10 protein-coding genes and 1 pseudogene are annotated in these 14,332 nt (G+C 64.6%); 5 read left to right on the top strand and 6 right to left on the bottom strand.

Annotated features, from left to right (window positions below; all coding sequences use genetic code 11):
* Positions 1-278, bottom strand: a pseudogene (locus tag E3T23_RS14255) (hypothetical protein); the annotation flags it as partial.
* 83 nt (positions 279-361) lie between these two features.
* On the opposite strand from E3T23_RS14255, the gene E3T23_RS14250 reads away from it, so the two are divergent.
* Positions 362-1,711 carry a hypothetical protein gene (locus tag E3T23_RS14250; RefSeq protein ID WP_134371207.1) on the top strand — a complete coding sequence of 450 codons (1,350 nt, stop codon included), beginning with the start codon at positions 362-364 and terminating at the stop codon, positions 1,709-1,711.
* On the opposite strand, the gene E3T23_RS14245 is transcribed toward E3T23_RS14250, so the two are convergent.
* From E3T23_RS14245 to E3T23_RS14235, 3 genes are all read right to left on the bottom strand, one after another.
* Positions 1,704-3,275, bottom strand: a complete 1,572-nt coding sequence (locus E3T23_RS14245) for a DUF2142 domain-containing protein (protein ID WP_166806309.1) — start codon at positions 3,273-3,275, stop codon at positions 1,704-1,706. The two genes, E3T23_RS14250 and E3T23_RS14245, sit on opposite strands and share 8 nt — an antisense overlap.
* A gap of 125 nt (positions 3,276-3,400) precedes the next feature.
* Entirely contained in the window at positions 3,401-5,470 is a 2,070-nt protein-coding gene (locus E3T23_RS14240) for a hypothetical protein (protein WP_134371204.1), read from the bottom strand.
* Between the two features lie 151 nt (positions 5,471-5,621).
* Positions 5,622-8,132, bottom strand: a complete 2,511-nt coding sequence (locus tag E3T23_RS14235; protein ID WP_134371203.1) for a glycosyltransferase — start codon at positions 8,130-8,132, stop codon at positions 5,622-5,624.
* Between the two features lie 135 nt (positions 8,133-8,267).
* Here E3T23_RS14235 and E3T23_RS14230 point away from each other — a divergent pair, with 135 nt between their 5' ends.
* Genes E3T23_RS14230 through E3T23_RS14215 form a run of 4 tightly spaced genes read left to right on the top strand, consistent with a single transcriptional unit; the run spans position 8,268 to position 12,604 of the window.
* Entirely contained in the window at positions 8,268-9,191 is a 924-nt protein-coding gene (locus E3T23_RS14230) for an ABC transporter permease (protein WP_134371201.1), read from the top strand.
* Between the two features lie 23 nt (positions 9,192-9,214).
* On the top strand, positions 9,215-10,474 hold the full coding sequence (locus tag E3T23_RS14225) for an ABC transporter ATP-binding protein (protein WP_134371199.1): 1,260 nt from the start codon (positions 9,215-9,217) through the stop codon (positions 10,472-10,474).
* A gap of 11 nt (positions 10,475-10,485) precedes the next feature.
* Entirely contained in the window at positions 10,486-11,388 is a 903-nt protein-coding gene (locus E3T23_RS14220; protein ID WP_338145455.1) for a glycosyltransferase family 2 protein, read from the top strand.
* A 58-nt stretch (positions 11,389-11,446) separates the two neighbouring features.
* Entirely contained in the window at positions 11,447-12,604 is a 1,158-nt protein-coding gene (locus E3T23_RS14215) for a glycosyltransferase family 2 protein (protein ID WP_134371195.1), read from the top strand.
* A gap of 112 nt (positions 12,605-12,716) precedes the next feature.
* Here E3T23_RS14215 and rfbA read toward each other — a convergent pair whose 3' ends face one another.
* Both rfbA and E3T23_RS14205 read right to left on the bottom strand, forming a co-directional pair.
* Complete coding sequence (gene rfbA, locus E3T23_RS14210; RefSeq protein ID WP_134371193.1) at positions 12,717-13,580, bottom strand: glucose-1-phosphate thymidylyltransferase RfbA; 864 nt, start codon at positions 13,578-13,580, stop codon at positions 12,717-12,719.
* Positions 13,581-13,582: 2 nt separating this feature from the next.
* Complete coding sequence (locus E3T23_RS14205) at positions 13,583-14,206, bottom strand: dTDP-4-dehydrorhamnose 3,5-epimerase family protein (RefSeq protein ID WP_134371192.1); 624 nt, start codon at positions 14,204-14,206, stop codon at positions 13,583-13,585.
* Positions 14,207-14,332: the final 126 nt, after the last annotated feature.

Below are 14,332 nucleotides of genomic sequence, written 5' to 3'. Positions count from 1 at the left end.
GGACTCAGGATGCTCGTCATCCCGTTCCACCCCGACCCCACCTGCACCCGGGCCAACCAACCGCCGGCACCATCCCCGGGATACGACCACAACACCCCGGCACCATCCCGGGCCAGGACCGTAGGCCCCGCCTGCGCCACCGCCACGGCGGAGGCGCCTCCGGTGGCCGCCGTGGGCGCGAACAGACCGCCCACAACCAGAATCGCCGTCAGTAGGAGGGAGGAGGCAGCCGGAAGTGTGACCGACCGACCGGGGCGCGAACCGGAGTGAGAATGCATGGACGAATTTTACACGCCTCAGACGGGGGGCTAGGCACGCCCCTCCGCCCCGGTCTACATTGTCCGTGGAAAGGGGGACATCCGTGAGCTTCCAGGTCTCCACAGCCAAGGTCGGCATCACACCCACCTTGGACAGCAATCCGTATATGGCCGGTTACGGCGTGCAGTCTGCGCCGCGCCTGGCCGCGAGCAGCGATCCGTACCGGGAACCCCTGTACGCCCGCTGCGTCATCCTGTGGGACGACTCGTACCCGAATGCGCTCATCACCCTGGACCTTCTGGGCATCCCTCGATCTATGAACCTGGCCTTGCGGCCGCGCTTACTCGCGCTGGCGGGTTGGAGTGATGCCGACATCACGCTGCAGGCCACCCACACCCACAACGGTCCCGCCCTCGTCGATATGCTGCACCCCTTCATCTCCTACGGACTCTCCGACCTCACCCTCCTTCGAAGCTACAGTTCGTGGCTTCAGGACAAGATCGTCGAGGTGGTTACCCAGGCGCTCAACGCCGCTCGGACCCCCGTCACGCTTGACTACAAGGTGACCAACGCCGGTTTCGCCGTCAACCGCGTGGGGTTGCCCACCGTCGAAAAGCAGGTACCCGTGCTCACGGCTCGGCGGAGCAACGGGGCCCCCCGTGCCGTCATCTTCAGCTACGGCTGTCACCCGGTGAGCGCCGGATGGCGTGAACTCTTCGACGGCGACTGGCCTGCCGGCGCCTGCACCTACATCGAGAATGCCCGACCGGGGTGCTTCGCCATGTTCCTGCAGGGTCCGGCCGGTGACCAGGATCCCGCCGGTGTCCGCAGTTGGGCGCTGCGTGACGCCCACAGCTCAGCGCTGGGTAGCGCCGTGTCGACCGCGGCGGGTACGGCAGGACGAGCACTCTCCAGCCCGATCCAGACCAGCTACGAGGAAGTCAACCTCCCCCTCGACATCCTTGCAACGGACGCCAACCTCGCCGCTGTTCGAGCGGCCTACGTGCAGAGGCTGGACAATCCGGCGGGCCAGCCGGCCTGGTTCCAGCGCCACGCGCAAGTCATGATCAGCCGCATCGACAGCGACACCATCGAAACGTCCATCCCAACCCCGATCCAGGTCTGGAAGTTGCAGGGCAGCCCGATACTCCGGATCGCCCTCACCGGCGGCGAACTCGTCAGCGGCTACGGCGCCTACTTCCGCAGCCGCTTCGGCGGAGCGAACGGAATCCTGGTCGGCGGCTATGCCAACGAGGTCAGCTGCTACGTTCCCGCAAACAACTTCTTCCCGCCCTACGTCACGGGCGGCAGCTACGAGGGCGGCTGGGACCTCGACTCCCCGGGGATCGCGGGCGGCAGCATGACCGTCTACCCACACCTGGCTCATTTGAAAGCCGGTGCCGGCGGGGTCGAGTCCACACTCATCGCCGCCGTGACCGCACAACTCAGCTGACGACTGCGCCGGCGTTGACGGAGGACTCCAGGGGCACGCTGCGATTGACTCGTCGGTCCCCCACCGCTGATCCCCGGAACGCCCAGGCCCAGAGGACGATGATTCCGGTCATGCCCATGCCTGCGACCACCAGCCAGATCACTGTGCCCCCTGGCGGCACCCAGAGCGGCGCTTGCTGCAGTGCATCCAGCCAGCTCGTGTCGGTACCGACGGAATACCGCTTGATCGTCGTTATCAGAGCGAAGACCTGCCCGATCACGACCAGGCCGCCGACGATTCCGACGAACCGAGTCGACTGGCGCAGACCTGTCGTCGCGGCTGCCATCCGTGGGTCCGCCCCGATCGCAACGCCGGCGATCAGCATGACCACCACGAAGGCGACCAGCGCGTACCTGCCCTGCCAGATGTACCCGGACGTTTCCACTGACGCGGCCTGCACAATCGGAGGCACGAGCATCAGGCCGGCCAGACAAACGATGACGCCGGCCAGGGCGCGCCCTCGCGCGACAGTCAGGGCTCCCACCACCAACCCCAGGGCCATGAAGGACCAGAGCACATAGTTGAAGGACGGCGCCAATGTGTCGAGCCATCCGAATACCCCGACGAGTCCCGGGTCGAAGGAACGCCCAACCAGCATTTCAACGAACGCCTCATAGCGCCCGACCTCGCCGGCACCCGGGAACACACCCATGCTCCCGAGGGTGCCGGTCAGGAGAATCCACATCCCGGACACGGCGACACCCGCTGCGAGGATCAGGACGGTGGCCCACACATCGAAGCGTTTCAGGAGCACCGCCAACCGCCCCCAGGGGGTGAAGGTCAGCACCGCAACGGCGATCAGGGCCATCCACAGAGGAGAGAGTCCCCGGGCCTGGGCAAGGAGGAAACCACTGATCGCCACCGCCCCGAGCCACCATCGGTCATGACTGGACCTACCCGTAACGACGACCAACAGTGACGCCAGCAATGCTGCACCCGTCGCAATTTCCAGTGCGTTCGGATTCACGGCTCCGTTCAGGAAGAACACCATCGGAGTCAGTGCCGCGACGAACCCCAGACCGGTCCACAGCGGATTGCCCAACCGGACCATCGCGCAGAAGGTGATTGCGAGGAAGAACGAGGCCACGAGGCCCCCGGCCAGGCGCATCAGCATCACGGCTCGTGAGGTGTCATCGGTGAGCAGCGATGGCAAGCCGACGATCGCATAGTACGTCGGGTTGTACAGCCCGGCGGACGTTGTCGCGCCGACCAGGTCGGTGCCGTTCTTGACCTCGGGTATACAGTCCGCTTCTTTCGCGCCGTCGAAGGCGAAGCACGGCCACTTGGATGCCGCGGCCAGCCCGGAGGGGACCTGCACCCTGGTCACGGCCGGAGCTTCGGTGATCTCCCCGATGAATTGTCCGCGAGCCACCGAAGCAGCCTTGATGATGTGAGCAGGCTCATCCGGGCTTGCTCCGAGCGGCGTACTGATCGCCCATGATGCGGAGACCAGGAAGAGCAGGAGACAACTGACGACCAGGGTGACCCATTTGCCCGCTGCCACCGCATCAAAAAATCGTCGCACTTGTTCCCGTTTCCCTGTTCGCCCCTCGAGGCTGATCGGCCTGGTTCACCCAGGATGCCGGATCCCGGCTGTCAGGCCACCGAAGACGGGGCCATCCTGTCAGGATATCCGAGCGCATCGAACGGCTACACCGTGACGGTCTGGCATCCGATCAACGTGTGCCCACCCGCGCCGGTGTTGATCCCGTAGACACACACCCGGTGCGAACCCGCCGCCGCCACGATCGACTCCACGAAACCGTGCGCCGGGCCGTAAGCCGGGTAGGCCGCCCCGATGTCGGGACGATCCCGGTTCGCGGTGTACGCGACACCGACCGAATCCACATACACATGCACGCCGATCGAAGACGCCGTGTCCGGATCCAACGCCCACCCGACGACGGATATCTTGCCCGCTCCGACGGCCACCGACTCTACGTTGCCGACGGGCGCCCGACCCTGATCCACAATCGCAGGAGCAGGGACGACGACGTCCTTACAGCTGAGCAACGTGTGCCCTCCCGCGCCGGTGTTGATCCCGTAGGCACAGACCCGGTGCGGACCCGCCGACGCCGCGATCGTCTCCGCGAAACCGTGCGCCGAGCCGTAACCCGGGTAGGCCGCCCCGATGTCGGGACGATCCCGGTTCGCGGTGTATGCGACACCGACCGAATCGACATACACGTGCACCGCGATCGGCAGCGCCGTGTCCGGATCCAACGCCCACCCGGACACCTTCAGCGAATTCGGTGCCGTCGACACCGCTTCGACATTACCGATGGGCGCCCGACCGGAGTCGGTCATCGTCGGCTGCGCACCCGGGACGACGACTGTGCTGCAGTTGAGTACGGTCGTCGAGCCCAGTCCGGTGTTCATGCCGTAGACGCAAACGGAATGAGAGCCTGGAGAAGCGGCGATCGTTTCGTCGAAGCCGTGTGCGCTCCCGTACGCGGGATAGATCCTGCCGATGTCGGGTCGGGACAGCTGCGCCTGGACTGCTTTGCCGACGTCATCGACGTACACGTGAACCGTGGACGGGTCTGCGGTGTCGGGATCCAGCGCCCACCCGGTGACTCTGATTCCGCCGGTGACCGCGGACGCACCGTCCACGGCGCCGATCGGCGGTCCGCTGAGTGCGTTGACGGTGCGGCAGCCCAGCAGCACATTGGCTCCCGGTCCCTGATTGATGGCATAGATGCACACGTCATTGGGACCTGTTGAGTTGACGGGCACGGTGACGTCGAATCCGTGCTTGGAACCCCGTCCGGGGTAGGCCGCGGACACATCGGGGCGCTCGAGCGCGGCCTGGAATGATTTGCCCGCCGGCCCCACATACACGTGGACATCCAGCGATGCCGAGGTGTCCGGGTCGATCGCCCAGCCGCGCACGCGGAAATTGCCGGGCGTGGCCGTCACTTCCTCAATGTTGCCGAACGGATTCGTGCTGCCCGTTGTCGATCCGAACCAGTTGGTGAAGAAAGCCCAGAAATTCCGGTTGCCGTAGGAGGAGCAGGCGTCGCCGGTGCCCCCGAGGTTCGCCAGTGATGCCGCATTCGGCTGGTACGGGGTGTAGTTGTACAGGTTGGCTGTCGCCTGGTTGAAGATCTTGACCGTGCTGCTTCCACACGCGCTGTTCGGGTGGTATCCCACGCTGACGCTACCGATCCGATACTGCCGATCGGGATAGTTGTTGTACTGGCGGAATTGCCACGCCGCCTTGTAGATCTGGTTGTACAGGCCGTAGAAGGCGGAGTCGCAGACGCTCGTGTCCGGGCATCCGTATCCCATCGCCTTGCGATAGGTGCCGTCCGTCGGACTGGTTGCACCGACAAGGCCGGTCTCTTTCTCCAGCAGCACGAGCAGCGTCTGCGGATTGATTCCGCAGGCCTGCGCCGTCTTGAAGATGATGCGGCTGGCCAGTTCGTTCTCGGCGCCGATGTATGCCTTGCAATGACCGGGCTCGACCGCGGCTCGGGTGAAGGTCGAGACCCGATAGTCCTTGAGACAGGTGTACCCGGTCTTGCAGGTCGTCACCTTGCTGTTCAGAAAGCTCTGAATCTGGATCTCGCTCATGGATCCCGAGTCGAAGAACTTCTCGTCAGAGATGATATAGCCCGGGTCGAAGTCGGAACCCGACAACGCCTCGGCTCGTGTCGGCAGTGAGACGAGCACGGAGGACAGGACAGCCCCGCACACGATCAAGGCCCAGATTCGCATGACGCCTGCACGCATTGGTTCGATCCCCGCATCTTTGCCCCGCTCGGCGCAACGTCAACGAGACTATGTCAGGTGAGGGCCGCTCCCCGGAACGACACGTTAACATCACGTGAAGCGGCCCGCATCAAACTACCTGCAAACTACCTGCAAACTACCTGCGAGAATCGCGGATTCTGACCCGGCGCGCCTTGAACCGCTCGATGACCGCTCCGGCACCGCCCTGTCGGAAGTAGTAGGCCACTCGATCCACGTCTCTCCGAATGCCCGTGTGCGGGCTCCGACGCGCGGCCTCGAGGGGCTTGACCTTGGCGGTCAGCGCCGCAGCCGCCTGGCCAGGGGTGATCGATTTGTCCGCCGCATGGACCGGCTGACGGCAGAACTCGACGAGCGGCGCGAGTGCCCGCTCCCAGACGAACTGCTCACGCACCCGCTGGACGTTCGCTCGGGCCGCCTCTATGGCGCTCGCGTCGTATAGGTACATCTTCAGGGCCGCCACGAGCGCGTCCTGGTCACGCTCCGGAATCGACGCCCCGAGATTCTCCTTCTCGACGAGGTCCCCGAAGGAATCACCCTCCGTTGTCACGATCGGCAGGCCCGCCCAGAGGTAGTCCAGAATGCGGGTGCGGAAGGAGAAAGTCGTTTCCACATGCTGGAAGTGCGTGGAGACACCGATGTCGGCTTCCAACAGGTAGTTCTGCCGGTCGTCGAACGGAACCCAGGCTTCGTTGAAGAACACGTGCTTGTTCGTCATGCCGAGTTCCTTCGACAGCAGGCGCGCCTCCGCCACCGCTTCCATCTCCGGCACGTCCGGGTTGGGATGCTTGACGCCCAGGAAGAACAGGCGCACGTCGGGGTGTTCCACCGAGATCTCCGCGACCGCGCGGATAAGAGTGCCGGGATCGAACCAGTTGTAGATTCCGCCGCCCCAGACGATGACCTTGTCGTCGAGTCCGATGCCGGGTGTCACCCCGCGGATGGCGGCCCGGGACTTGACCGGGTCCGTGCTGGAGATGCCGAACGGGGCCACGGCGATCAGGGAATCGAGCTCGCTGTCGCGGGAGTAGGTGAACGCGTTGATGCGCCCGAGGCCAGCCAGCTGACCGAGCCAGAAGTGGCGCTGCCTGTCACTGGCACAGAGGAAGAAATCACCGATGAGCAGCTGGTGGTTCAACGCGTCCGTCGCGTCGTTCACCTGCTTGTTCCACAGTTCCAGGACCTTGCCGCGGCCCTGCTCCAACTGCTCGAGGTGGAGGGGATCGTAAACGTCGACGACGATCACCTTGGACGAGCGTTCCAGAGCCGGGAACAGTGCCAGGGCGTGCCCCTGCACGATGATGACGTCCGCCCACTTCTCATGCTCCACAACGGAGCTGGGGCGGTGGTGCGAGATGACGGCGACCTCGAACGCATCGTCGAGTGAGTCGGCGCGGGTCATGCTGACCAGACGCACGTCGTGTTCGTCCGACAGCAGCTTGGCGATGTGCCAGGCACGAATCGCCGGCCCCGCCATCTTCTCGCCGACGGAGTCTCCGGTGATCACCAGGATGCGGCGGCGTGACGTCCCGGTGAGAACGCCGAGGCTTTCCACGATCTTGTCGTAGCCGCGGAGGTAGCTTTCGATCGGGTACGCCGGTTCGTCGACGTTGCCGAACAGACGTGTCATGTCCCGATCTGTCCGCTGGCGGGTTGCCTGCACGGCGGCCCGCGCCTCGGTCATCTGGGGCAGCAGTTCCACGAGCTGGTCTATGGCGAATATGCCCGCCATGGTCGATTTGGGGACCGGCATGGTCGGTTCACTGTCACCGCCCGGGTTCCGCAGGTCCAGCGACGTGGAGTCCAGCTTGCCCCGGCCGATGGCCCGCCGGGTCGCCAGGAGCAGCGCACCGGGGAAGACCCGGGCCAGGGACTCATCGTCGAGGTTCTTGTACAGCGTATAAAGGGCGTTGCGTTCGAGCAGGTACTCCTCGCGGAAATTGCCGAACTTGTTCATGGAGGCGTGGTGCTTGTGAAAGGCCAGCGACTTGGGCTGGAACCGGAACCGGTAGCCGAGCAGGTTGAGTCGCCAGCCGAGGTCCACGTCGTCGTAGAACATGAAGAAGTTGTCGTCGAACCCGCCGAGTTCCTCAAAGACGTCGGCCTTGATGAACATGGCCGCACCCGTGCCGAACAGCACGTCCTTCTCGTCATTCCAGGCGCCGCGGTCCTTCTCACCCGCGTGCGGCTTGTAGCCCATGCCGTACCAGGTCACGGCCGCGTCGAGGTAGTCGACGTTCACGCCGTCCCAGTCGAGGACCTTGCTGGCTACGGCGCCGATGTCGGCGCCGGTCGCGAAGGTGTTTATGGCTTCCTTGATCCAGTCCGGATGCGGCTTCGCGTCGTTGTTGAGGAAGGCGACGAACTCACCATTCGCGTGGGAGACACCGAGGTTGCAGCCGCCCGTGAAGCCGAGGTTGGCCTTGGAATCGATGACCGTCACGCCCGGTTCAAGCTTCGACAAACGCTCGAGACTGTCGTCCCCGGAGCCGTTCTCCACAATGATGATTTCGAGGAGTTCCGCCGGCCAGTTGAGTTCCTGAAGTACGCGAACACATTCAATTGTGTCGTCCGTCCCTCGGAAGTTCACGAGGACAACGGAAACCAGACCTGTTCGTCTCTTCTTCAACAATTCACCTTTGCTCAGCCGGTCGATCAGTGAGGGAAGTCTAACAAGCCTTGTCTGCGGCGCAGGCTGGCGGCGCCGTCCCGCGACGACGACTGGCCCGGTACTCAGGCGGTGCAGTTATGATTTGGTGTGATCATGACTGCTTCGAAAGACTCACCCGACGCGCGAACCGCCAGGTTTCGGCGACTGGCCTCCGTCCCACTCGACACGATCGGATCGCGGTCCCGCCCTTTGGTCGGCGCCTGGGCCTCCATCCGTGACATCGGCGGCCAGAAGGAAATGCTCGGCCTGCTCGTGCGTCGAGATTTGAAGGCGCGCTACAAGGACAGCGCCCTGGGATTCCTGTGGTCGCTGATCAAGCCCCTCACCCAGCTCGTCATCTACTATGTCGTCGTCGGCAAGTTCCTCGGCGCTGCGCGCGGCATCCCCGACTTCGCGATTTACATCTTCACCGGGTTGACCGCGTACACGCTCTTCAGCGAGATCGTCGCCTCCGCGACGGCCTCGATCATCGGCAATGCCGGCCTGATCAAGAAGATCTATCTGCCGCGGGAGATCTTCCCCCTGGCCAGCGTCGGTTCCGCCAGCTTCAATTTCCTGATCCAGCTCGCGATCCTGATCATGGCCACCATCGTGGTGGGCAGTCATCCGCTCGGCTGGAATCTGGTGTACTTCTTCCCGTCGGTCCTGGTGCTCCTGGTGTACGCCACGGCCCTCGGCCTGCTGCTGTCGGCGCTGAACGTCTACCTTCGGGACGTGCAGTACCTCGTCGAGGTCGCGCTGATGGTGCTCATGTGGGCTTCACCCATCGTCTACACGTGGGCCATGGTTCGCGACATCCTCGGCAACGGGATCCTGCTCAACATCTACACGAGCAACCCGATCACGCTGTCCGTGCTGGGCTTCCAGAAGGCTTTCTGGACCGCCGGCGACGGAACGCCCTTCCCCGACGATCTGCTGCTGCGGCTCGCGGTCACGTTCGTCGTCGGCCTGGTCCTTTTATTTGTATCGCAGCGGGTGTTTTCCCGTCTCCAGGGCAACTTCGCCCAGGAACTCTAACGAGAAACAGAATCGACGCAATCATGAATTCCCCCCTTCTCGAAGCAGGCTCGGCCGCACCGGTACCCGCACCGGTCGTCATCACCGCCCACGGCGTGTCCAAGAGGTTCGTGGTCCGCAAGGACAATGCGCTGAAGGAGCGGCTGGTGACGCTGGGCAAGATGGGCCGCCAGCACCGCCAGGAGTTCTGGGCCCTGCGCGACATCGACATCACCATCGAGGCCGGGACGACGGTCGGGCTCATCGGGCACAACGGATCCGGCAAGAGCACACTCCTCAAGGTCATCGGCGGGATCATCCAGCCGACCACCGGAACCGTGTCGCGACGCGGCCGGATGGCCGCGCTGCTCGAACTCGGCGCCGGGTTCCACCCGGACCTGACCGGCCGCGAGAACGTCTTCCTCAACGCCTCGATCCTCGGCCTGACCCGGGCGGAGACGGAAGATCGTTTCGACGACATCCTGACCTTCTCCGGGATCGGCGACTTCATCGACACCCAGGTGAAGTTCTACTCGTCCGGAATGTACGTGCGGCTCGCTTTCTCGGTCGCCGTCCACACCGAACCGGATGTTCTCCTCGTCGACGAGGTCCTCGCGGTGGGCGACGAGGCATTCCAGCGCAAGTGCCTGGACAAGATCCGTTCCTTCCAGGCGGAAGGCCGGACGATCATCCTCGTCAGTCACTCGCTGGGGCAGGTGACGGAGCTCTGCGACCGTGCGATCCTCCTCAACCGCGGCGAGATCGAATTCGACGGCAACGCCCATCAGGCCGTGATGGCCTTCCGCAACATCCTCGAGGAACGGCGGGTTGAGGAAGCGGCCGCCGCCTCCCCCGACGTCGTCGTTCACGAGGGACACGTTCTCGGTGCGACCGTGCATGCCGTCGGCAAGGCCATCGGCGACCCGGTACTGCCCGGGGACGACCTTCGGATCGTGATGACGTTCGACCACGATGACGAGCTGACCGGCTGGATCGGGGCTCTGCAGATCGACAACGCCTCCGGTCAGGTCGTGTACGGCACCAAGAACTCCCTGATGGACGTGCGCCTCCCCCCGCTGTCGGGTCCGCTGTCACTCGAGTACACCATCCGCAACGTCGCCTTCGGGGCGGGCAAGTATTTCGTGAATGCGTCTCTGCTCGACAGCACGCTCCGGCACGTGCACGACATGCCTCAGGCCTGCACGTTCAATGTGCCCTTCTATCCGCTGGCGACCGGCACGGTTCACGCCGAACCGACGTTGCGGATCCTGGACGCCGCCGAGCACGAAGCCCCGGCAGTCTGATCCCCCGCTCGATGACCGATGCCACGAACAACCAGACTCGGCCGGACGGGAGTCGGCACATGAACGACTCCGTGGTGATTGTCACTGTCACGCACAATTCAAGCGCAGTGCTCCCGCGGTTCCTGGTCACCGCCCGCGGCGCGACCCGCGTACTGACGCCGATCGTCGTGGTCGACAACGCCTCACAGGACGTCGACGAGGCCCGGATGCTGTCGGAGGCCGGGCAGGCCCGGTTCCTCGGCCTGGATTCGAACCGCGGCTACGGCGACGGCATCGCCCGGGGAATCGCGTCGCACGCAGCCGCGGCCGACTTCATCTTGATTTCCAACCCGGATGTCGAATTCGCCCCGGGGTCCATCGACATTCTTCTGGATGCAGCGCGCAACAACCCGCAAGCCGGTTCTCTGGGCCCGAAGATCATCGATCCTGCCGGCACCACATATCCGTCGGCCCGGCCGGTACCATCACTGAGCACCGGCATCGGTCACGCACTGTTCTCCCGCATCTGGCCGACGAATCCCTGGACGCGGTCTTACCGCCCGATCCCGGTGGTCTCCAGCCATGACATCGTCCCGGCGGGATGGCTATCGGGTGCGTGCCTGCTCGTCCGACGAAGCGCCTACGACTCCGTGGGCGGCTTCGACACCTCCTACTTCATGTACTTCGAAGACGTGGACCTGGGCGACCGGCTGGGCAAGAACGGTTGGACGAACCTGTACGTGCCGGAAGCGGTCGTCGTTCATACGGGGGCGCACTCCACCTCGCAGAGCCGCGACGCGATGGAACGCAAGCACCACGAGAGCGCGTACCAATTCCTGTCCCGCAAATACTCCGCCTGGTACTTCTCCCCCGTGCGCGGCATCCTGCGCCTCGGTCTCCATCTCAGGGGCCGACGGCATCTCCCCGGGCGATAGTCTTGTCGAGGGGTTCGTGCGGTAACAGTTTGGAGATCCATCACCAATGAGGCTTGTAATGACCCTGATGGTCCGGGACGAAGCGGACGTGATCGGGCCGATGCTGTCGCACCACCTCGACCAGGGTATCGACAAGATCATTGTCACCGACAACGGTTCCATCGACGGGACGCTGGAGATCCTGCGCGGGTTCTCTGACCGCGGCCTGATCGACCTGCGCGAAGACCCGGTGCACCGCAAACAACAGCATTCGGTGGTCACGACCATGGCGCGCGATGCGTTCCTGCTGTACGAGGCGGATTGGGTGCTGAACGCCGACGCGGACGAGTTCTGGATGCCCGTGGATCGCGCTCTGACACTGCGTCAGGCCCTCGAGCTCCACCCGAAGAGTCTGCGGAGCTTCGTCGTTCCCGTCGTGGACATGATCGGACCTCCCGCCGCGAGCGGATCCGGCCTGCAGCGGCTGATTTATCGGGACCTCCGGACCAACGACTCCCTGAACAAGATCGGCCTGCATTCCCATTCCACGCCGGATACGGTGCACATCGGCGTGCCCGATATCGAGATTGCCCAGGGGAACCATTTCGTCAGCCTCGAGGGCCGCGGCGTCGAGCCCCCGAACGCTCTGATCGAGGTTCTGCACTTTCCCTGGCGCTCGTGGGACCAATTCGAACGCAAGGTCCGCAGCGCCGGGCTCGGCTACGAGAGCAACCCCGACCTGAATCCGAGTCCGAATCACCACGGGATGCAGGAGTACCGGCGCTACAAACTCGGCAGTCTGCAGTCGTTCTACATTCTGCGGCACCCTACTGCGGAGGAATTCGCCGTCGGGCTGGGCGACGGAACCTTCGTGGCGGAGGAGACGGTGGCCCGCACTCAGGAATCCCCCGTTCCCGACGTCGCCCTCGACCCCGACCTGCTGGCCGCCGCACGGCTGCTGGGACCGGTGATCGCCGCCACGGAAACCGAGTGCAAACGGATGCTCACCGTGGAGCAGGAAGAAACCCGGTCTTTCGCGACCTCCTACCATGAGACCGCGGTGCATGCCCGCACGCTGGAAGAGAAGCAGACGGCTCTGGAAGAGACGCTGAGAGCCCTGAAAGGCCAGTATCGCGCCCACGTCGCCCGCCTCGAAGCCGAGCTGGCCGCCTACCGACAGCGACGAGCCGTTCGCTGGATCGACGGCATCCGCGCCCGGCGCCGCTCGACACGCTAGCTGTCGCGCCTGCTCCCGTGGACGGCGGTAGGGCGGGGAGCCATACCGGGGCCGGGACATCCCTCTGAATGTCCCGGCTCAGCATGACCATCGGCTTGGCAGCCGGACCTGCTTATTCGCCGAGCAGACCCGACAGGTACGTTCCGTAGCCGCTCTTCCGCAGCGGCTCTGCGAGCGCGGCCAGCTGCGCGCTGTCAATCCACCCGGCACGCCAGGCGATCTCCTCGATGCAGCCGATTTTGAAGCCCTGGCGGGCTTCGATCACGCGCACGTACTCGGACGCCTGGCGCATGGACTCGAAGGTGCCGGTGTCGAGCCAGGCGGTACCCCGGTCGAGAACCTGCACGCTGAGCTTGCCCTGGTCGAGGTAGCGCTCGTTGACGGTGCTGATCTCGAGTTCTCCGCGCGCGCTCGGTTCGATGTTCTTGGCAATCTCGATCACCGAGTTGTCGTAGAAGTAGAGCCCGGGCACCGCGTAGCTGCTCTTGGGGTTCGTCGGCTTCTCCTCGATCGAGATCGCGGACATCTGCTCGTCGAACTCGACGACGCCATAGTCGGTCGGGTTGCTCACGTGGTACGCGAAGATGCGCGCCCCGTCGACGGCGCTGTTGCCGCGCAGTGCGGACCCGAGCCCCGCACCGTGGAAGATGTTGTCGCCCAGCACCAGGGCCACGCTCTCGTCGCCGATGAAGTCCTCGCCGATGATGAACGCCTGGGCCAGCCCGTCCGGAGACGGCTGCACGGCATACTCGAGCCGGATGCCGAGGTCGGACCCGTCCCCGAGCAGGGCCCGGAACTGGTCGTTGTACTCCGGCGTCGTGATGATCAGGATCTCGTTGATGCCCGCCATCATCAGCGTCGAAAGGGGGTAGTAGATCATCGGCTTGTCGTAGATGGGCATCAGCTGCTTGGAGATGCCCTTGGTGATCGGCCAGAGGCGTGAGCCTGAGCCGCCGGCCAGAATGATTCCGCGCATGACTATTTCCTGTCGTTCAGAGAAGCGGCGTTCAGGGAAGCGTAGAAGGCGCGGGCTGCATCCCACGTGGGCAGCAGACCGGATGCCGCGGCCTCGGCGAGGCCGGGCGCGTCCGTGTCTTTCGGGGAGAGCAGAAGCTCGCCGGCCTCAGCCGGGAACACGAGGCCGATGTCGGCGTCCAGCGGGTTGATCCCGTGTTCACGGCCCGGGTTGAAGGGGGCCGTGACGAGGTAGCTGACTGTGGCGTTGTCGGTCAGGGCGACGAAGCAGTGGCCGAGTCCCTCGGCGACGTAGATGGCGCGGCGGTCGGTGTCGTCCAGGAGCACCGAGTCCCATTGGCCGAAGGTCGGCGAGCCGACCCGGATGTCGATCACGAAGTCGAGCACGGCTCCGTGGGTGGCCGTGACGTACTTGGCCTGGCTGGGCGGAATGTCGGCGAAGTGGATGCCGCGCACCGAGCCGCGCTTGGAGACCGAGGTGTTGGCCTGGGCGATCTCCAGACGGTGCCCGAGGGTGTCCTCCAGTTGCTCGGAGCGGAACCACTCGAGGAACACGCCTCGGTCGTCTCCGAACTGCTTCGGGGTGATCTCGTAGGAATCTGGAATGGAAAGTTCGCGGATCTTCACCGGGAAAGTCTACCAAGCGCTGTCCGGCCGAGTCGCGAGGACACTGTCGCTCCGTGCACCGGCTTCGACCTAGATGATGGCCGTCATCCCGTTCCACCCCGACCCCGCCTGCGTCCGGGCCAGCCA

Origin of the sequence: Cryobacterium cheniae (assembly GCF_004403395.1) — a bacterium.
GTDB classification, from domain to species: Bacteria; Actinomycetota; Actinomycetes; order Actinomycetales; family Microbacteriaceae; genus Cryobacterium; species Cryobacterium cheniae.
The sequence above is the reverse complement of the archived record's forward strand: the minus strand, read 5'-3'. Positions and strand labels throughout refer to the sequence as shown.

What these genes read in the sequence shown, in the direction of transcription:
- E3T23_RS14240 (WP_134371204.1), bottom strand. Translation starts at nt 5,470, where the DNA reads ATGCGAATCTGGGCCTTGATCGTGTGCGGGGCTGTCCTGTCCTCCGTG.
- E3T23_RS14230 (WP_134371201.1), top strand. Translation starts at nt 8,268, where the DNA reads ATGACTGCTTCGAAAGACTCACCCGACGCGCGAACCGCCAGGTTTCGG.
- E3T23_RS14225 (WP_134371199.1), top strand. Translation starts at nt 9,215, where the DNA reads ATGAATTCCCCCCTTCTCGAAGCAGGCTCGGCCGCACCGGTACCCGCA.
- E3T23_RS14220 (WP_338145455.1), top strand. Translation starts at nt 10,486, where the DNA reads ATGACCGATGCCACGAACAACCAGACTCGGCCGGACGGGAGTCGGCAC.
- E3T23_RS14215 (WP_134371195.1), top strand. Translation starts at nt 11,447, where the DNA reads ATGACCCTGATGGTCCGGGACGAAGCGGACGTGATCGGGCCGATGCTG.
- rfbA (WP_134371193.1), bottom strand. Translation starts at nt 13,580, where the DNA reads ATGCGCGGAATCATTCTGGCCGGCGGCTCAGGCTCACGCCTCTGGCCG.